Genomic DNA, 17,610 nt, shown 5'->3' with positions numbered 1-17,610 from the left:
TCTGCGTTTATCCGCGTTCATCCGCGTTTCTCATAATTAGGGGAGTTCCATAAATTTGTGTCTGCTCAAACCTCAGATAAAAGCTTTAATTTTTCTTCTCCAGAGAAATATCAACAAAGTCAAAATACACCAAATTTAACAGATGTTGATCCTATAGGTAAAACTTGGGAAAAGCATCGAATTAATGCTGATAAAGTTGCTGAATTTTACGCTCAAGCAGGTGAAGATCATTTCAATGAATATGCTTGGCGTTTGAAAAGCTGTTCTGAGTGGCTAGAGTTTCGCTTAATTCCAGAAGAATCAGCAGATATTCTCAAGTTAAAATTAACAAATGCGCGATTTTGTCGAGTGCGTCACTGTCCAGTTTGTCAGTGGCGACGTTCTATGATGTGGAAAGCAAAAGCTTATCAGATTCTCCCTCAAGTTGTCACAAATTACCCTAAATACCGTTGGTTGTTTATCACTCTGACGGTAAGAAATTGCAACATTGAAGAACTCAGAGAAACCTTAGATGAAATAAACAAAGCTTTTAAACGTTTGTCAGAGTTAAAAGCATGGCCAGCTAAAGGTTGGGTAAAGTCTATAGAAGTCACCAAAGGTAAAGATGGAATATCAGCACACCCACATATACACCTTTTAGCGATGGTACAACCTTCATATTTCAGTCATGGTTATATTTCTCAAGCTAAATGGGTATCATTATGGCAGCAGTGTTTAAGGGTGAATTATCAGCCAGTAGTTGATATAAGAGCGATTAAAAAACACCATGATCCAAAAGTGTTAATTCCTGAAATTCTGAAATATCAGGTGAAAGAAGCTGATTTAGTGGCTGATAGGGAATGGTTTTTAGAGTTAACCCGTCAACTACACAAAACTAGAGCGATCGCAGTTGGGGGAGTTCTCAGACATTATATGCGAGAATTAGAAGAGAAAAATCAAGACCTCATTGGTGAAAGTGAAGAGATAGATGAGGTTAAGGAGAATAGTTTATTGTTCCGATGGGATAAAAAGTTACATAAATATATATTATAGTAACATCAAAGACAAGAGAAAAGTAGTAAAAGTTAATCAGCAAGAGAATTATAGCAAATTTTAAATGTAGCTATCCCAGTCTGATAAAATAAAAAACCATCTGTGTAAATCTGTGTTAATCAGCGTTTAATTATACTCTATATACTTACCTAAAGACTTACTAATGATGTTTCTTAGAATTGCTTAATAAGATAAGAGAAACTTTAATTATGACCTCCTGCATAGAAATAGAGTGATATTTATTATTCATAACAGGAGTAGAAAGACAAACAAGAATTATTAGTAAACTCAATAAAGAAGTTATTTTGTGGAACATAAGAGAAGAATAGTTATTTGCTATGTAGTGTGTGAGAAAGAAGAATAATACTAAACTCCAGGTAAAAGGTAGGTAAAGTATATCTATTATATGTATGTACTCAAGCCACCTAAAAATTAGAAGAACTTAGTATCACCTTCAATTTAAACCAGGAAATAACTACTATAAAGATTAATAAAATTGAAATAAGTCGCTAGTTTGATAGAAATAGGTTAGGCTCAGACAAGGAAACCCAACAATATTAATAACGCACTTATTACAACCCAAAAACCCTGTATCTATTCACATTATCTCACTCAACTATTACTAGGGATGTTTAGGGCGATAGCGAAGCGCTGCTGCAAGCAGTTCGCACCTGAAAAGCTTACCCTGTATCTGTTTACGTTATCTCATCAACTATTACAAGGGATGTTTAGGGCGATAGCGAAGCGCTGCTGCAAGCAGTTCGCTGCGATCGCATAAATATTCACCTCACCACCTGAACTAAATCAAATCCTCAAACAACTAGCCAAGAAAATTAGATATATTAATATTAATAATCAGCACACAAATATACAAACCCCTCCTGTATGAAATTTCAAGTAATATTCACCTATGATTCAGAATATCTAGGTTACGTTGCTGAAGTACCAGAACTTCCTGGTTGTGTCAGTCAAGGTAAGAACTTAGATGAAGCAATTGAAAATATCAAAGATGCTATCAAAGGCTATCTTCACGTATTAGAAAAACATGGAAAACCCTATGTAACCAAAGAATCTCAATCTTTTGTAGGGGAAGTAGTAGTATAAATGGGACGTTTATCAAATATTTCCGGTAAACAAACAGTCAAAATCTTTGAAAAATTTGGCTATGCTGTAGATCATCAAACCGGAAGTCATATCATACTGTGGCACGAATCAAAACCCATTTTATCAGTTCCCAATCATAAAGAACTAGCACCAGGATTACTCAGAAGTTTAATTAGACAAGCAGGAATTACCGTAGATGAATTTTTAGGAAATAAGTAATATTTTCAGTGGGTTAATAACAAAATAACCCACTATTAATAACGCACTTATTAAAACTCAAAAATCCTGTATCTGTTTACGTTATCTCAATCAAGCATTACTAGGGATTAGTAGAGCGATAGCGAAGCGCTGCTGCAAGCAGATCGCAGTCATGGCAGAAAATGACAAAACCTGCCATACTATAGAAAAGAAAATTCAGCGAAATCACATTATGAAAAGTATGAATATTTCCTTACCTGACACCATGCGCGATTATATAGAAGAACAGGTAGCGCAAGGTGGTTACAGCAGCGTTAGTGAATATTTTCGGGAATTAGTGCGACAAGACCAAAAACAGAGAGCAAATGAACGATTACAAACCATGCTTTTAGAAGGATTAAACTCAGGAAATGCAACAGAAATGACTGCACAAGATTGGGAAGATATTCGTCAAGCAGTTCGTGAAAAAACTAACAAACGTCAAAGTGCAATTTAGCCATGATGTTTGCAATTAAAAAAAGACCTCAAGTTATCCGCGACTTGATAGATTTAGCGACCTACATAGCAGAAGATAGTTTAGACGTTTCCGACCGCTTTTTAATAGCAGCAGAAACAACATTTAAACAATTAGCTAAAACTCCAGCTATGGGGAAATTGACAGATTTTCCTCATCCCAATTTAGCAGATATTCGACAACAATCAATTAAAGGATTTAGAAAATATCTAATTTTTTATCGTATCACTGAATCAGAAATTGATATTTTGCGAGTTATTCATGGTGCAAGAGACATTGAAACAATATTAGATGAGGATTTAGAAATATGAGTAATTAGGTTAGGTTGATGCAAATAAACCCAACAAAACCCACCATTAATAACACTAAATCACAGACCGAAAACCCTACACTGTATCTGTTTGCATTATCTCACTCTCAACCATTACGAGGGATTAATAGAGCGATAGCGAAGCGCTGCTGCAAGCAGTTCGCACCTGAAAACCTTACCCTGTATCTGTTTACATTATCTCACTCAACTATTACTAGGATGTTTAGGGCGATAGCGAAGCGCTGCTGCAAGCAGTTCGCAGCTATCATGTAAATAAGAGAAAACAATATAACCATGACAGATACATGAGGAAATATTCACCTCACCTGATTCAGATCCCCGACTTCTAAGATTAATTATGGATATGATAGAGAAATTTTGAAAAGAAGTCGGGGATCTTTGGGGTGTAGTTTATAATAGGAGTATACCGAAAAAATTTACTCAATTGAGGAGTTAATCATGGTAATAAAAATTGCAGAAATATCTCAAGATATTGACACCTTAACAGAAGAAGCGCAAATCTTACTACTGGATTTTATTCAATTACTTAAAAAACGTTATCCAAAACCAGAAAATCATCATCAACAAAAAAGTATCTATGAAAAATTTGATGAAATTGGATTAATTGGTTGTTGTGCTGTGGAAGAAAATTTATCAACCACATATAAAGAAGTTTTAGCTAATACATTACCAAACAAATATGATCATAGTTGATACAGGATTCTGGTTAGCTCTCATTGACCAAAAAGACACCTACCACGCAACAGCAAAACAAGCTTTAAAAAAATACAATGAGCCTTTAATTACAACATGGTGTGTTGTTACAGAAACCTGTTATCTTTTGCTAACTCGCAAAGGAGTTCAAGCTCAAGTCACTTTTTTAAATAGTCTGGAAAAAGAATTATTTACAATCTTTAATTTAGAGCCTCACCATACTCCGCAAATTATTAAATTAATGGAAAAATATGCTAATCTGCCAATGGATTTAGCTGATGCTTCCCTAGTAATTTTAGCAGAACATTTAGGACATGGGCGAATTTTTTCAGTAGATCAGCGTGACTTTAACACCTATCGTTGGAAGCAAAATTATCCTTTTGAAAATTTGCTATTTTGAAGTAATTACCTGTATCTGTTCACATTATCTCACTCAAGCATTACTAGGGATTAGTAGAGCGATAGCGTTCGCGAAGCGTCCCGGAGGGAACTAGCGCTGCTGCAAGCAGTTCGCACCTGAAAACCTTACCCTGTATCTGTTTAACCTCACCCGATAATTATCACCCAGGGCGTAGTTTATAATAGGATCATACCGAAAAATTTTATATAGGATTTAAGGTTATTCATAATGCTGCAAATTATCCAAGCAACCTGTACCAACGGTGAACTTATTTTAAATGAAAAACTAAGTTCCGAATTAGAAGGTAAAACCATACAAATTATGATTCTCGAACCCAGCGAATCTACACAACCAATAGATTCTCAAGAATTGAAAATACAGCAATTCTTAGCGCGAGTTAATAACTACTCCTTCCCAGTTCCCCCAGACTACAAATTTAATCGAGAAGAAATTTATGATAGATAAAATTTTTCTCGATAGTAATCTCTGGATTTATCTCTATTTCTCAAATTGATTATTTTCTTCAAAAAAACATAAAGCGTCTTTACTTAACCAACCTAGTAATTCCTTAGCATTTTCGTAGGTTGTCAGTAATTCATCAAATGATAAGTTTCTAGTATTGAAAACAGGTTCATGATGAAATACACGGTTACGTATAACCCTTATTTCGTTTAAAATTCTTCTTATTCTTTTAATATCGCGCATAAGATTGTGTTTTTCAGGAGCATTTGGAAAAACTTCATGAATATAACGAGGAGAACCAATATGCCATATAATTCTGTCATAGTCAGATCCCATAATTTCTGTCCAAAAACCGAAGTTTAGCTCTGGAGTTAAAGTATCTGATGTAAGTAGCTTGTGATATTGTGGATTGTTAATTTTTTTATTCTGCTTGTTAATTTCTTCTTTTGCTTTGTCTATCTGTTTTAATAACCTTGCTCTTTGAGTATTACCATTTTTGTCATGCCATTCCGTTGCAGCTTTTCCATTTAACCACTTACCTGCTTTTTCCTCAAACTAATTATCCCTAAATTCTTTAACAAGTACATTACTAATACGATTTCGTAAAGCTATTTCAAATACACATAGGAATGAATATAGAGATTCTGATAAACTCATATTCAGTGTATATAGTTTCAAGGCTTCTAGCTTATCTTCATTGGTCGCATTCAAATACGTTGAAAGGCGTGATTCAGAAAAAACTATGCAAAGACTATCATAGGTAGTAGGGTTAATCATGTTAAAAATTTCAGTATTAATTATGTCATAAGATAGATGCGTTAAAGATGAGTATATAACTTAGAGTTACGGAAATTTGAAATATTTATTTTAGAGACTTGACAAACCTGTAGATATTAGATACCATGAGTTTGTGAGCCTTGGGTACTCCTTGGAGCAAAGAGTTGGATACGGCCTTCAAAACGTGAATTAGGTTTGATCACAATTTAGAGTTCCCGACCCCAGGGTAAGAATTTTTTAAAACTGAATAACCGTTTTTATAGACTAACAAATTTTCATGGACATAAATTAAGATTTGAAACTTATTTAGGTATTAATAAAATAGGTATTTTGTATAGAATGTTAACCTTAAATACAGGTCAATCACCCATGTCTGTGAGACATCAAATAGAAATATTATATTCAAATTATCTTGATAAAAATATTTCTTCAGAAATACGGTTACTTAAAGAAGTTGAGGAAACAACTCCACATCGAATTGGAGAATATAGATTCAACGATGTTATAGATGGTTTTACTTCTTATATTCTCAGAGATGAGTCGAGTTTAGATAGAAGAGATTTACTTGAAAGTATCAAAAGTTTAGAAAAGCTGGCACTGGAAAATCAAGATAAGGATCTATTTCAAAAATTATTGAAAAATAAAGAAAAATACACAACATTCAATCCTCAGTTGACCACCATAAGAAATAATTATGAATTAACTGACTTTTACGGGGAGGACATTATAATACTTGTTTTATGCAACTCATCACTTCAAAAAATTGATAATTTTCAGATTGATAATTATATAACTTCTTTATATTCATACGGTTATTACTTCTGTGAACCAACTGAGAATTTAAAAGAAATTGATACTATATCTGATAGTGAAAATCCTAGTGGTAAAAAGCTCATAATTCAGAAAAATTCCCCATGTTTACAAAAAGAAGATTATCTTTATAGATTGTTCAAAGATTTGTTGAAAAATGAGGAACATCATTTAGTCAGATTTTATCTTCTTTACCAAGTCATTGAACTTATGATACAGATAGTTTTTGAAAGAAGAATTGTAGAGGAAATTAGTAAATTCAATATTTCTGAAGATAAAGATGTACGTAAACTTAAGAATAAGATAGAAGATATTTCTAAAGAAGACAGAAGAGTATCCATATTAATCAACAATGATGTAAAAATTAATAATCCAAATTTACTCATATCCTGTAATGAATTAATTAAATTATTTAATGATGATGATAGCAATGAAAAAGATGATATTAGCAAAAAACAGGACTTAGGTGGTGTTTTATATGATGTTAGGTGTCTGATTGTTCATCAATTTAGAAAGCTACCGGAGAAGACTTTAGAAGAAAAACTTCGAGAAATTAATAAAGAATTTGAAAATATTGTAATTAAAATAATCTTAGATTATAAATAAATGAGCAAGTAGGTTAGATTGAGATGCAAAACTTAATAATAAACAGCAACATAACCCACCATTAATAACGCACTTGTTACAACCCAAAAACCCTATATGTTCGCATTATTTCACCCAACCATTACGAGGGATTACTGGAGCGATAGCGTTCGCGAAGCGTCCCGGAGGGAACTAGCGCTGCTGCAAGCAGTTCGCAGTCTGAAAACCTTACCCTGTATCTGTTTACGTTATCTTACTCAAGCATTACTAGGGATTAGTGGAGCGATAGCGTTCGCGAAGCGTCCCGGAGGGAACTAGCGCTGCTGCAAGCAGTTCGCACCTGAGAACCTTACCCTGTATATGTTTATGTTATCTCACTCAATCATTACTAGGGATGTTTAGGGCGATCGCACAAATATTAACCTCACCTAATAATTGTCACCTGAACTAAATCAAATTCTAGAATAAATAGCTTACGTGCTAGTAGTATAATATTAAATCGTCAATAAATTAATACACTTGAAATGGAATTATGACCACAGATGCAGAATATCAAACAAGAATTACTACCTATCAATGGGATGATTTAATAAAATTATGGTCAGAAATAAAAGAAAAAAAGACCTCAAAGTTTTGGGATGCAGGTAAAGCACTAGAATATTTGGTTTTACGTGCATTTGAACTTGATGGTGCTGATATAGCTTGGCCTTATACTGTGACAATTCAAGGTAAAATAGTAGAACAAATTGATGGAGTAGTATATACAAACAGCCTAGCCTGCCTGATAGAATGTAAAGATACAACTGAAGAGGTTAATATTGTACCCATAGCTAAATTACGAAATCAATTACTACGAAGACCGGCAACAGCGATTGGTAGCGTATTTAGTCGAACTGGATTTACAGAAGCCACAGTAACTTTAACTGGGTTTGTCGCTCCTCAAACTATTCTATTATGGGGAGGAGAAGAAATTGAATATTCACTAGAAAATAAATGTATATGTGAATTTCTAGTCAAAAAATATCGTGTTTGTGTTCAAAAATGTATCCCCAATTACGACGTTACAACGGAGAGTTTCTAATGACACTAGCATACATTCTTACAGAAAGAGATAGAGATATAGTAATTTTACAGAAATTACTACCAAAAAATTTGATTCAAGACATCAAATTTATAGCTGGTGCAAGTTCTTATAGAGCGCGTTCTTTAGCTAGTTCACTGCTTGCTACTCGAAAAACACCAGTTGCTCTTGTCATAGATGCAGATACAAATAACGAATCTCAAGTATTTGAAAAGCAAGATTTAATTAATTATGTATTAAATCAAGCATCATCTGGTATTCCTTTTCAAGTTTCTCTAGCAGTTCCAGAAATAGAATCCATATTTTTACAGGATAAATCATTAATTGAAAAAATAGCAAAAAGAAAAGATCCATTTAATGATTTAGAATGGCAATTTGCTCAAAGTAACCCTAAAGAATTTTTAGAGGCAATCTTAGGTAAAAAACACTCACTCAATGACACAATACTTAGAAATCTAAATGATGATGAAATTAAGATATTGCAACAACATCCATTAATACAAAAAATCAAGGGTTTCTTGTCGTCAGTTATTGAGCCTTCTGTTGCTATTAATTAATCTAACTGGATATAGAATTTCTATTCATCTAATAACGCACTTATTACAACCCGAAAACTCTGTATCTGTTCACATCATCTCACTCAACCATTATGAGGGATTAGTGGAGCGATAGCGTTCGCGAAGCGTCCCGGAGGGAACTAGCGCTGCTGCAAGCAGATCGCGTGAGTACGAGAAGACAATAGAACCATCACAGATACACCTGGAAATATTCATTTATGTTAAATTCACTAAACCTAGACTAATCTGAATTGCTCTATCTACATCTTCCATTGTCACTACATCCAGAACGCCCAAACGTTTAATTAACCTTTGTTTATCAATAGAACGAATTTGATTAAGAAGCGCAACAGAATCAACCTGTAAACCTCCTTCTGGTACTTTAATTAGCACTTCAGTATGATACAAAGGTTCTGTAAACTGAGAAGTAATAGCAGCAACAATAGTTATAGGACTATATTGATTAGAAACGTCATTCTGCAAAATTAAAGCTGGGCGTGTTTTTTTGATTTCTGAACCTATAGTTGGATCAAAATTAACCAAGTAGATTTCACCACGTTGGGGATAGATAATTTTTCCTTTACTTAATACGCTTCTTCTTCCAGATTAAACCACTCTTCAACTAATCCTAAATCACGTTCTGCTCTTTTAATAGATCCTTGTTTCAACTGTTCTTTGATATTACTAAATTTACTGTAATTACCAGTCGCATATTCATCACGGACTAATTGAATTTCTTTTTTAGTCTCTTCATCTTCTCGCCAATTTTCCTCTTCAGCATCAGCGATCGCTTCATTAAGAAGCTGCGAAATCTGCCGTTTTTCTGATAAACTTAGCGCATTTAAAGAGTTAATCAATAACTCCATCGGAATGAATAGATTTAATCCAGTTTGTGACATGGTTCTTATCATAATGTGATTGTCGTTCTACATTATATCAAATGATGGCGAATTAGTCTATAAAAACCCTGTATCTGTTCACATTATCTCACTCAACTATGACTAGGGATTACTAGAGCGATCCCTTCGGCATTCGCGTAGCGTCTCGAAGAGAGCGAAGCTATCGTGTAAATAAGAGAAAACAATAGAACCATGACATATACACTTAGAAATATTCACCTCACCTGAAAATTATCACCAATTTTACAACTATGAAAGAAGATTGATAACAGATGTATCTACCAGTTTATGAGATACCTGCTTATGAACATATTTCATAATAGAATCAATAATTTCTTGTTGTAGAATTTCACATAATACTTGTTTATTACCTTGCTTGAGTTCTACTAGTAATTCTTGAGTTTTCAAAGAGATATATTTTAGAGTATCCTCATCTGGTAAAATTACAGGAGTTTTTAAAATATACCTAGCAGAATTATTTGCAGATGGATTAATATCTTTTAAGCAAACCCAAAATACTGGCGAGTTACAATAAGCTAATAGAAAATATAAATCAACTGAAGATTTGGGAAAAATTCCTACTATAGATTGATCAAAAAGACTTTCCTCAATTAATGCAGCCGTAGGACGTTTAGATGTCACCATAGGAAAGCCAATTCCTGTTTTAAAATAGTAGGATGAGTTTTGAAATCTTGATTTTTTATTTGTTTTATAATGTTCAACTGCATCCTGACTCCAATCTACATACCATTGAGTTGGTTTCATAAAATTATAACCACCGCCTTTTAGAATAGGAATAAAATGTTTTGATCCTTCTATTCCATTTAAAGGATTTTTTAATGTAGAAGGTTTAGTTTCAATAGAACTAGAATTAACGACTAAATAATCAGCAGAACCTTTGACTAAAACAGATGCTTTCCGCAGAAAAACTCTATCATTTCCTGAGTAGAAACCTGTCACACAGTCAGCAATATCAGCCATTTTAATTATATTATTTGACAATTTATTAAAAACTGATTCATTAGCCGATATAGAAATGGATAGAGATTCATTATCAAAAATATCTTTCTGAATGATATTATTACCATTAGATTTCATATTTGGGGATTCTGTAAAATCTCCTAAAGAGTCAACAAATTTCACAGAAAAAGAATGGTTGTATTTCGGTTTTTCAGCACGTATAGAAATAATACAAAGACCAGCATAACCAAATGAAATACCAGGAAATAGAGATGAACGAAAGACATCTATACTTTCAATTGTAAATTCTTCGAGAATATAACGTCTAATAGTAATATAACTGTGAAGATACAAAAAAGTGTCAGGAATAATAAATACAAGTCTTCCTTTTTGTGCGAGTAATTTGAGACAACGTAGCAAAAAAACAGTATATGTCTCTTTAATATAAAATCCCGGATATTTTCTTTTTAATTCTGTACGACGCTCATATTCTTGCCAACCTCCATAGGGAGGATTGCCCAAAATCTTTGTAAATTTGTGATCAAAAGACTCACAAAGGTCTAAATCTGGACAAAATATAGTATCCCTTTCTCTTATTTCTACATTCTTTAAGTTACTAAACTTTAATTTGAGATTTTTTGCGTGTTCAGGATGTAACTCATAAGCGACAGATGATATATCTTTATTAATATCAAGTGCTGCTGCTAAAAGATGTCCTTCTCCTGCACAGGGTTCAAGTAGTTTGTCATTCACTTCTAGTCTCAATAGTGAAACCATATATGAAGATAAAGCTTGATCTGATGTAAAATAAGTTTGGTATTTATCTCTATATCTTGTTTCTCTTACCATTGTAAATATCCCATTAAATTAGATTTCTGAAGATCACTTGTACTTAATAAATCATTTTGCCAATCAATATTTGAATTTATCCAGTTTTGGATATCAAAATGTGTAAAATCACCAATTTTTTCATAAGCTTCATCACCAAAATACGCATTCCAAAACCCAGAATTTTTTAACGCTTGAAAGTAATTATTATTCGACTCTTCTTTAGCACGAACAAGGAGAATATTACTATATTCATCTTCTAATAATTTAGAATAAATAGTTGGCACCATAAGCAGTCGGTTAGTATTTCCTTTCTCATTTGATCCAAATCCACTTTTAAAATCTATATTGAATCTTTTACCTCTAATAGTAGCATGAAAATCTAACTCAAGACTTATTTTTCCAGAATCAATAACTAACCATAGTTTTTCATAATCATTGATGAGTTTAATTTTTGTTCTTGAGAAATGGACAAAGTATCAATATATTCTTTAATATCTCCTTTTAGATTTTTTCTAACTTCAGAAAAAAGTGGTGGTACAAAAGAGGTTAATTCTGCTGCCTTTGGCGCGTACAAAAATGGTAATCTCACAAAATCTTCCCAAAGCTCACCAATTCGTCGAGAAAATGCCATATATTCATAAGGCCACACTTCATGACGTAAATCAAGCATTACTACATTAGCGCAATAAGTAGTGAAAAGAAGTGAAGACAGTTTATCTTTATCATTCCAATTATCTTGAATTGCAGTGTTAATAATTTCATCTAAAAAATATTTCTTGATTGTATTTATTGCTGTATTGATATCACCAGTAATTTTTTCTTTATATTTTTTAGTATTTTTGTGATACTTCTTAGTGCCTTTTTTATATTTTTTAGTATCTTTTTTATATTTTTCAGTATCGACTTCTATTCTGATTTCAGAAAGTTTTTCATTTCCTAATTCCCTAAAATATTCCAACAAAGTAGATTTATTTTGGGTATTTTCTGGAGTTATTTGAAATGTCATAATTATTGTTCCATTATTTAGCTTTTTAGTATACAGCGTATTATGATATAGAAAATAAATTCATAACAACAAAAATTTAATAATATTTAATGATTTTGGGAACATAACCCACCATTAATAACCCTAAATTACAACCCAGAAACCCTGTATCTGTTCACATTATCTGACCCAACTATTACTAGGGATTAATAGAGCGATAGCGTTCGCGAAGCGTCCCGGAGGGAACTAGCGCTGCTGCAAGTAGTTCGCTGCCATCGTGTAAATATTCACCTCATCACCAAAATTATCACCCGAACTAAATCAAATTCTATATTTACAAACTACTAGACTAAAAATATCAAATTAGGCTATACTACTTATAGTATGACTGTGAGTAGGATATGGCTAAAATCTCAATTTCATTGCCAGAGGAACTACTAAATTACATTGACCAAAAAGTTGAAAACCGTAGTGCGTTGATTGAAAATCTCTTGAAACAATGGCAAGAAAAACAACAAGATGAAGCACTAGCCGCAGCTTGCGCCTTGGTTGATGAATTAGAATTAGGTTGGGAAAGTGAATGGCAAAACATAGCGATTACCGAATGGGAAGCATCTGGATAGTAACATTTGACCCATCCGTAGGTACAGAAATTCAAAAAACTCGTCCAGCACTGATAATTTCTGGGACTTTGTTTAACAACCAACGCAGCAAAGTCACAGTTTTACCTTTTACTTCCGCAAAACCGAATAACCCCCGCATTTCACCTGCGGTAGTTGAAGTACCTATATCAGCACAAAATGGACTTTCTGTGGGCGGAATGTGGGTTATAACGAATATGCAAAAAATACAGGCTATGTTTACATAAGTTTGTTTTCAGTGTTTTTGTGTCTTATCAGAAATTTCTCAAATCTTTATGCTAGTTTTAAAGCAAAGGATAAATCGTAAGCATTCAGCTAATTCATATCACCTGCCAATATACAATTATGCCTTTTGGTGGAATTTGGGTCGTAAAAAACTTTTTATAATCTTATAATAAAGCAGATTTAAACTATGAAAAACTTTGAAGATAAAGTTGTTTTAGTCACAGGTGCTAGTTCTGGTATTGGTCGAGCAACAGCAGTTGCCTTTGCTAAGGAAGGGGCAAAAGTTGTTGTTGCCGCCCGTAGGGTTAAGGAAGGAGAAGAAACTGTTGAATTAATCAAAAAAGCAGGTGGAGAAGGTCTTTTTATTCAAACTGATGTTACTCAAGAAAAACAGGTTAAAAATTTAATAGGAAAAACCGTTGAAATCTATAGTCGTCTTGATTGTGCTTTTAATAATGCCGGTTGTTTGAGTGTCAATCCAATTACAGAGGAAACAGTTGAAAATTATGAACAAGTCTTTAATGTCAATGTTAAAGGTGTATTTCTTTGCCTGAAATATGAAATATCTCAAATGTTGAAGCAGGGAGGGGGAACAATTGTTAATTGTGCTTCAATTTTGGGGTTAACTGGTTTATCTCCTACACATCTTTATACAGCTAGTAAACACGCGGTATTAGGCTTAACTAAAACAGTGGCTTTAGAAGTTGCCCAATCAAATATTCGTGTTAATGCAGTATGTCCGGGGGTGATTGATACAGATCTGGCTCGTCCTTTTTTTTCTATTCCTTTTTATCGAGAGTTTATTAACAAACATCCCATGGGTAGAGTCGGAAAAGAAGAAGAAGTTGCTAATGCAGTAGTTTTTCTTTGTTCAGATCAGGCTTCCTTTATTACGGGAGAACACCTTGTCATAGACGGAGGTTTTATGGCTCAGTAAATGACTTCAAAAATAACAATTTATTTGATGTTTCAAAAACATTTAGGAGGAAAATTAAAAATGCCGTGTTGTACTAGATCAAAAGAGTTGAAAAATAATGGTACGTGCATTGGTGATTGGTTATGGCAATGATTTACGTGGTGATGATGCTATTGGACAACAAGTGGCAAAAGCTATCAAAGATTGTTGTTTATCATCTGTGCAATCCATTGCAGTTCATCAATTGACACCAGAATTAGCTGCACCTTTAGCAAATGTCAATTTAGCAATTTTTGTTGATGCTTGTATCAATTCCCAATCTGGTCAGGTGCAGGTGCAATCATTATTACCGTCTGAGTTGAATACTATTAATACCCATATTAGTAATCCGTCATCCCTACTTGCCCTTTCTCAAATCCTCTATGGTCATTGTCCCTCAGCGTGGTTAGTCTCAGTCCCAGGAGTGAATTTTGAACTGAGCGATCGCATTTCACCAACAGCAGAAACAGGTATAGCGATCGCCATAGTTACAATTATGCAAATTCTTAATACAATTGAAAAATAGGGTTCTGTCCAGAAGCAGTGGTGTCAACTTCAGCTAAAAATAGTTTATTTATTGGCTTCCATACCCGCACTGAAATGATGGTGTAGGGTAAGCCATATTTCCTGGCTAATAGCCAAACTTTACTTAAGTAAACTGAGGATTTTTGAGAATTTTTAGTCATCTTTAGCTGACTTTAGCTATGAGACTGGGAATTCATTCCCAGACGGGCTTTTTCCATCAATATTGTACCTCATTCAATAGCATACCGCTATAACTGATTAAGGAGTAGTCATGGAAGCACCTATCAAACCAATCACCAACAAGCCTTACAATATCTTTTGTCCAGAGAAATTAAACCCATTAGATGCCATTTTTGCACCTAACACTGTTGCTGTCATTGGTGCAAGTGAAAAACCCGGAAGTGTGGGACGAAATCTACTTTGGAACTTAATCACTAATCCCTTTGGAGGAACTGTTTTTCCCGTTAATCCTCAGCATTCTAGTATATTAGGAATTAAAGCTTATTCTACTATATTTGATGTTCCTGAAAAAATAGATTTAGCTGTTATTGCCACTCCTGCATCTACAGTCCCAAAAATTATTGCTGATTGCGTTGATGCCGGAATTAAAGGAGCAATTATTATTTCCGCCGGATTTAAAGAAGTAGGTGAAAAAGGTCTAACTTTAGAACAGGAAATCCTGCAACAAGCACACCGAGGAAAAATTAAAATTATTGGACCCAATTGTTTAGGAGTAATGAATCCAATTTCCGGTTTAAATGCCACATTTGCTAGTAGAATGGCACTACCAGGAACAGTTGGCTTTATTAGTCAAAGTGGAGCATTATGTACATCAGTTCTTGATTGGAGTTTACAGGAGAATGTTGGTTTTAGTGCCTTCATTTCCATTGGTTCAATGTTAGATATTGGTTGGGGAGATTTAATTTATTATCTCGGAGATGATCCCCATACTAAAAGTATTGTAATTTATATGGAATCCATTGGGGATGCGCGTTCTTTTCTGTCAGCAGCGCGAGAAGTGGCATTAACAAAACCGATCATTGTCATTAAAGCCGGTCGTACTACAGCCGCAGCTAAAGCCGCAGCTTCTCACACGGGTGCATTAACAGGAAATGATGCCGTATTAGATGCAGCTTTTCGCCGTTGTGGGGTATTACGAGTCAATAGTATTTCTGATTTATTTGATATGTCAGAAGTATTAGCAAAACAACCCCGTCCCCAAGGTTCACGATTGACGATTTTAACTAATGCTGGTGGTCCAGGAGTATTAGCAACAGATACATTAATTGAAAATGGAGGAGAATTAGCAGCAATTTCTCCAGAAATAATGACTTCCTTAAATGACATTTTACCCCCGCAATGGAGTCATAATAATCCTATTGATATTTTAGGAGATGCTGATCCCCAACGTTATAAAAAAGCCTTAGAAATTATCACAAAAGATCCCAATAGTGATGGGTTATTAGTAATTTTAACGCCTCAGGCAATGACAGATCCTACCCAAATAGCCGAACAATTAAAACCTTATGTACAAATGTCTGGTAAACCAATTTTAGCCAGTTGGATGGGTGGTGCTGATGTAGCTGCGGGACAACAAATTCTTAACCGTCAAGGTATTCCCACTTATGCTTATCCCGATACAGCAGCGCGGGTATTTAGTTATATGTGGAAATCCAGTTATAACCTGCGCGGTATTTATGAAACTCCAGTTTTACCGACATTAACTTGTGATGCTAATACTCGTAATTGTGCCATAGTCGAAAATATTATTCAAGCCGCCAGAACAGCAAAAAGAACAATTCTCACAGAATTTGAATCTAAAGACATTTTAGCCGCTTACGGCATTCCTGTAGTTGCAGGTTGCACTGCTGAAAGTGCAGATAAAGCAGTGGAATGTGCAGAAAATCTGGGTTATCCCGTTGTTTTAAAACTTTATTCTCAGACTATTACCCATAAAACTGATGTGGGTGGTGTGCAGTTAAATTTGCAAAATGCGGAATCGGTAAAATGTGCTTTTCAAAATATTCAAAAATCCGTAAAAGAGAAAGCCAAAGCGGAAGATTTTTTGGGTGTAACTGTACAACCAATGATCAAAACTGATGGCTATGAATTAATTATTGGGAGTAGTTTAGATCCGCAATTTGGACCTGTATTATTATTTGGTGCTGGGGGACAATTGGTGGAAGTTTTTCAAGATAGTTCTATTGCCCTTCCTCCTCTCAATACTACCCTAGCACGACGGATGATGGAACAAACTAAAATTTACAAAGCCTTGCAAGGGGTCAGAGGACGGAAAAGTATTGATATTGCTGCTCTTGAACAATTAATGGTAGAATTTAGTCAATTAGTTGTGGAACAACCTGGGATTAAAGAAATTGATATTAATCCGCTGTTGGCTATTCCTCCCACTCCTATAAATCCTGGAGGATTAATTGCCTTAGATGCGCGGATAGTTTTACATTCTGCTGATGTGGAAAAACATCAACTACCAAAATTAGCCATTCGTCCCTATCCTAGTCAATATATTAGTAATTGGAAATTGAATAATGGTACACCAATTACTATTCGTCCTATTCGTCCCGAAGACGAACCATTAATGGTAGAATTTCACAAAACCTTATCAGAAGAAAGTGTTTATTTCCGCTATTTCCACATGATTAAATTGAGTCAACGCATTACCCATGAACGACTCACCCGAATATGCTTTATTGACTATGATCGAGAAATGGCTTTAGTTGCAGAATACCAAAATCCCGAAACAGAAAAGCGGGAAATATTAGCAGTAGGAAGATTAAGTAAATTACATGGTAGTAATGCGGCAGAATTTGCGATGCTAGTTAGCGACAAATTTCAAGATCAAGGCTTAGGGACAGAATTACTCCGCAGATTGTTAGAAGTTGGTAAAAACGAGAGAAGTTGCTGTATCTATGCTGATATTTTAGCTGATAATTCAGGTATGCAACGAGTATGTGAAAAACTTGGGTTCCAAATCACAAATACAAGTGATACAACAGTATTAAGGGCAGAAATTAAACTTTAAATGGG

22 protein-coding genes are annotated in these 17,610 nt (G+C 34.3%); 16 read left to right on the top strand and 6 right to left on the bottom strand.

The annotated features are described in order from the left end of the window. The first annotated feature begins 57 nt into the window (after positions 1-57). From BMF77_RS20765 to BMF77_RS20730, 8 genes are all read left to right on the top strand, one after another. On the top strand, positions 58-1,032 hold the full coding sequence (locus tag BMF77_RS20765) for a protein rep (protein ID WP_148765471.1): 975 nt from the start codon (positions 58-60) through the stop codon (positions 1,030-1,032). Between the two features lie 885 nt (positions 1,033-1,917). Beyond that, positions 1,918-2,136 carry a type II toxin-antitoxin system HicB family antitoxin gene (locus BMF77_RS20760; RefSeq protein WP_148765469.1) on the top strand — a complete coding sequence of 73 codons (219 nt, stop codon included), beginning with the start codon at positions 1,918-1,920 and terminating at the stop codon, positions 2,134-2,136. Further along, complete coding sequence (locus BMF77_RS20755) at positions 2,137-2,355, top strand: type II toxin-antitoxin system HicA family toxin (protein WP_053538668.1); 219 nt, start codon at positions 2,137-2,139, stop codon at positions 2,353-2,355. Between the two features lie 151 nt (positions 2,356-2,506). Beyond that, positions 2,507-2,830, top strand: a complete 324-nt coding sequence (locus BMF77_RS20750) for a type II toxin-antitoxin system ParD family antitoxin (RefSeq protein WP_371735130.1) — start codon at positions 2,507-2,509, stop codon at positions 2,828-2,830. 2 nt (positions 2,831-2,832) lie between these two features. After that, on the top strand, positions 2,833-3,159 hold the full coding sequence (locus BMF77_RS20745; protein ID WP_246862984.1) for a type II toxin-antitoxin system RelE/ParE family toxin: 327 nt from the start codon (positions 2,833-2,835) through the stop codon (positions 3,157-3,159). 458 nt (positions 3,160-3,617) lie between these two features. Beyond that, positions 3,618-3,872 (top strand): DUF2281 domain-containing protein, encoded by a 255-nt coding sequence (locus tag BMF77_RS20740; RefSeq protein WP_148765467.1) that lies wholly within the window; start codon positions 3,618-3,620, stop codon positions 3,870-3,872. Further along, a complete protein-coding gene (locus BMF77_RS20735) occupies positions 3,859-4,272 on the top strand; it encodes a type II toxin-antitoxin system VapC family toxin (RefSeq protein WP_148765465.1) in 414 nt (137 codons plus the stop codon). Before BMF77_RS20740 ends, BMF77_RS20735 begins: the two co-directional genes overlap by 14 nt. 228 nt (positions 4,273-4,500) lie before the next feature. Beyond that, complete coding sequence (locus tag BMF77_RS20730) at positions 4,501-4,737, top strand: hypothetical protein (protein WP_148765464.1); 237 nt, start codon at positions 4,501-4,503, stop codon at positions 4,735-4,737. A gap of 33 nt (positions 4,738-4,770) precedes the next feature. Here the strand turns inward: BMF77_RS20730 and BMF77_RS20725 are convergent, their stop codons facing one another. Next, positions 4,771-5,070 (bottom strand): hypothetical protein, encoded by a 300-nt coding sequence (locus BMF77_RS20725; RefSeq protein ID WP_148765462.1) that lies wholly within the window; start codon positions 5,068-5,070, stop codon positions 4,771-4,773. Between the two features lie 780 nt (positions 5,071-5,850). Between BMF77_RS20725 and BMF77_RS28170 the strand changes: the two genes are divergently transcribed. The 3 genes from BMF77_RS28170 to BMF77_RS20710 all read left to right on the top strand — a co-directional run bounded on the left by BMF77_RS28170 (position 5,851) and on the right by BMF77_RS20710 (position 8,544). Then, positions 5,851-6,927, top strand: coding sequence for a hypothetical protein (locus tag BMF77_RS28170; protein WP_246862983.1), 1,077 nt, complete (start codon positions 5,851-5,853; stop codon positions 6,925-6,927). Between the two features lie 511 nt (positions 6,928-7,438). Next, entirely contained in the window at positions 7,439-7,987 is a 549-nt protein-coding gene (locus BMF77_RS20715) for a hypothetical protein (RefSeq protein WP_148765460.1), read from the top strand. Beyond that, positions 7,987-8,544 carry a hypothetical protein gene (locus tag BMF77_RS20710; RefSeq protein ID WP_053538671.1) on the top strand — a complete coding sequence of 186 codons (558 nt, stop codon included), beginning with the start codon at positions 7,987-7,989 and terminating at the stop codon, positions 8,542-8,544. The genes BMF77_RS20715 and BMF77_RS20710 overlap by 1 nt, the downstream gene beginning before the upstream one ends. 216 nt (positions 8,545-8,760) lie before the next feature. Here BMF77_RS20710 and BMF77_RS20705 read toward each other — a convergent pair whose 3' ends face one another. The 5 genes from BMF77_RS20705 to BMF77_RS20685 form a co-directional block, all read right to left on the bottom strand. Then, complete coding sequence (locus BMF77_RS20705) at positions 8,761-9,114, bottom strand: type II toxin-antitoxin system PemK/MazF family toxin (RefSeq protein ID WP_168204517.1); 354 nt, start codon at positions 9,112-9,114, stop codon at positions 8,761-8,763. Positions 9,115-9,128: 14 nt separating this feature from the next. Beyond that, positions 9,129-9,443: a hypothetical protein gene (locus BMF77_RS20700; protein ID WP_246862981.1), complete on the bottom strand. Its 315-nt coding sequence runs from the start codon at positions 9,441-9,443 to the stop codon at positions 9,129-9,131. Positions 9,444-9,692: 249 nt separating this feature from the next. Next, complete coding sequence (locus tag BMF77_RS20695) at positions 9,693-11,252, bottom strand: Eco57I restriction-modification methylase domain-containing protein (RefSeq protein WP_148765454.1); 1,560 nt, start codon at positions 11,250-11,252, stop codon at positions 9,693-9,695. Continuing rightward, positions 11,246-11,521 carry a hypothetical protein gene (locus BMF77_RS20690; RefSeq protein ID WP_148765452.1) on the bottom strand — a complete coding sequence of 92 codons (276 nt, stop codon included), beginning with the start codon at positions 11,519-11,521 and terminating at the stop codon, positions 11,246-11,248. The genes BMF77_RS20695 and BMF77_RS20690 overlap by 7 nt, the downstream gene beginning before the upstream one ends. Before the next feature lie 125 nt (positions 11,522-11,646). After that, entirely contained in the window at positions 11,647-12,240 is a 594-nt protein-coding gene (locus tag BMF77_RS20685) for a hypothetical protein (protein WP_148765450.1), read from the bottom strand. A gap of 380 nt (positions 12,241-12,620) precedes the next feature. On the opposite strand from BMF77_RS20685, the gene BMF77_RS20680 reads away from it, so the two are divergent. From BMF77_RS20680 to BMF77_RS20660, 5 genes are all read left to right on the top strand, one after another. Beyond that, complete coding sequence (locus BMF77_RS20680) at positions 12,621-12,842, top strand: ribbon-helix-helix domain-containing protein (protein WP_053538672.1); 222 nt, start codon at positions 12,621-12,623, stop codon at positions 12,840-12,842. After that, entirely contained in the window at positions 12,800-13,087 is a 288-nt protein-coding gene (locus BMF77_RS20675; RefSeq protein ID WP_233466919.1) for a type II toxin-antitoxin system PemK/MazF family toxin, read from the top strand. Before BMF77_RS20680 ends, BMF77_RS20675 begins: the two co-directional genes overlap by 43 nt. 185 nt (positions 13,088-13,272) lie before the next feature. After that, positions 13,273-14,022 carry an SDR family oxidoreductase gene (locus tag BMF77_RS20670; protein WP_148765448.1) on the top strand — a complete coding sequence of 250 codons (750 nt, stop codon included), beginning with the start codon at positions 13,273-13,275 and terminating at the stop codon, positions 14,020-14,022. Between the two features lie 97 nt (positions 14,023-14,119). Further along, complete coding sequence (locus BMF77_RS20665; RefSeq protein WP_148765446.1) at positions 14,120-14,566, top strand: hydrogenase maturation protease; 447 nt, start codon at positions 14,120-14,122, stop codon at positions 14,564-14,566. 270 nt (positions 14,567-14,836) lie between these two features. After that, positions 14,837-17,605, top strand: a complete 2,769-nt coding sequence (locus tag BMF77_RS20660) for a bifunctional acetate--CoA ligase family protein/GNAT family N-acetyltransferase (RefSeq protein WP_148765444.1) — start codon at positions 14,837-14,839, stop codon at positions 17,603-17,605. Positions 17,606-17,610 lie beyond the last annotated feature (5 nt).

This window comes from Dolichospermum sp. UHCC 0315A, from assembly GCF_008121535.1.
GTDB lineage: Bacteria > Cyanobacteriota > Cyanobacteriia > Cyanobacteriales > Nostocaceae > Dolichospermum > Dolichospermum lemmermannii.
Note: the sequence above shows the minus strand (reverse complement) of the source record. Positions and strands in the feature narration are given on the sequence as shown.

Excerpts from the sequence above, each read along its gene's own strand:
- BMF77_RS20760 (WP_148765469.1), top strand. The coding sequence starts at position 1,918 with ATGAAATTTCAAGTAATATTCACCTATGATTCAGAATATCTAGGTTAC.
- BMF77_RS20665 (WP_148765446.1), top strand. The coding sequence starts at position 14,120 with ATGGTACGTGCATTGGTGATTGGTTATGGCAATGATTTACGTGGTGAT.
- BMF77_RS20695 (WP_148765454.1), bottom strand. The coding sequence starts at position 11,252 with ATGGTAAGAGAAACAAGATATAGAGATAAATACCAAACTTATTTTACA.
- BMF77_RS20715 (WP_148765460.1), top strand. The coding sequence starts at position 7,439 with ATGACCACAGATGCAGAATATCAAACAAGAATTACTACCTATCAATGG.
- BMF77_RS20700 (WP_246862981.1), bottom strand. The coding sequence starts at position 9,443 with ATGTCACAAACTGGATTAAATCTATTCATTCCGATGGAGTTATTGATT.
- BMF77_RS20710 (WP_053538671.1), top strand. The coding sequence starts at position 7,987 with ATGACACTAGCATACATTCTTACAGAAAGAGATAGAGATATAGTAATT.
- BMF77_RS20670 (WP_148765448.1), top strand. The coding sequence starts at position 13,273 with ATGAAAAACTTTGAAGATAAAGTTGTTTTAGTCACAGGTGCTAGTTCT.
- BMF77_RS20660 (WP_148765444.1), top strand. The coding sequence starts at position 14,837 with ATGGAAGCACCTATCAAACCAATCACCAACAAGCCTTACAATATCTTT.
- BMF77_RS20690 (WP_148765452.1), bottom strand. The coding sequence starts at position 11,521 with ATGGTGCCAACTATTTATTCTAAATTATTAGAAGATGAATATAGTAAT.
- BMF77_RS28170 (WP_246862983.1), top strand. The coding sequence starts at position 5,851 with ATGTTAACCTTAAATACAGGTCAATCACCCATGTCTGTGAGACATCAA.
- BMF77_RS20745 (WP_246862984.1), top strand. The coding sequence starts at position 2,833 with ATGATGTTTGCAATTAAAAAAAGACCTCAAGTTATCCGCGACTTGATA.
- BMF77_RS20675 (WP_233466919.1), top strand. The coding sequence starts at position 12,800 with ATGGCAAAACATAGCGATTACCGAATGGGAAGCATCTGGATAGTAACA.
- BMF77_RS20685 (WP_148765450.1), bottom strand. The coding sequence starts at position 12,240 with ATGACATTTCAAATAACTCCAGAAAATACCCAAAATAAATCTACTTTG.
- BMF77_RS20755 (WP_053538668.1), top strand. The coding sequence starts at position 2,137 with ATGGGACGTTTATCAAATATTTCCGGTAAACAAACAGTCAAAATCTTT.
- BMF77_RS20725 (WP_148765462.1), bottom strand. The coding sequence starts at position 5,070 with ATGGGATCTGACTATGACAGAATTATATGGCATATTGGTTCTCCTCGT.
- BMF77_RS20740 (WP_148765467.1), top strand. The coding sequence starts at position 3,618 with ATGGTAATAAAAATTGCAGAAATATCTCAAGATATTGACACCTTAACA.
- BMF77_RS20735 (WP_148765465.1), top strand. The coding sequence starts at position 3,859 with ATGATCATAGTTGATACAGGATTCTGGTTAGCTCTCATTGACCAAAAA.
- BMF77_RS20680 (WP_053538672.1), top strand. The coding sequence starts at position 12,621 with ATGGCTAAAATCTCAATTTCATTGCCAGAGGAACTACTAAATTACATT.
- BMF77_RS20750 (WP_371735130.1), top strand. The coding sequence starts at position 2,507 with ATGGCAGAAAATGACAAAACCTGCCATACTATAGAAAAGAAAATTCAG.
- BMF77_RS20730 (WP_148765464.1), top strand. The coding sequence starts at position 4,501 with ATGCTGCAAATTATCCAAGCAACCTGTACCAACGGTGAACTTATTTTA.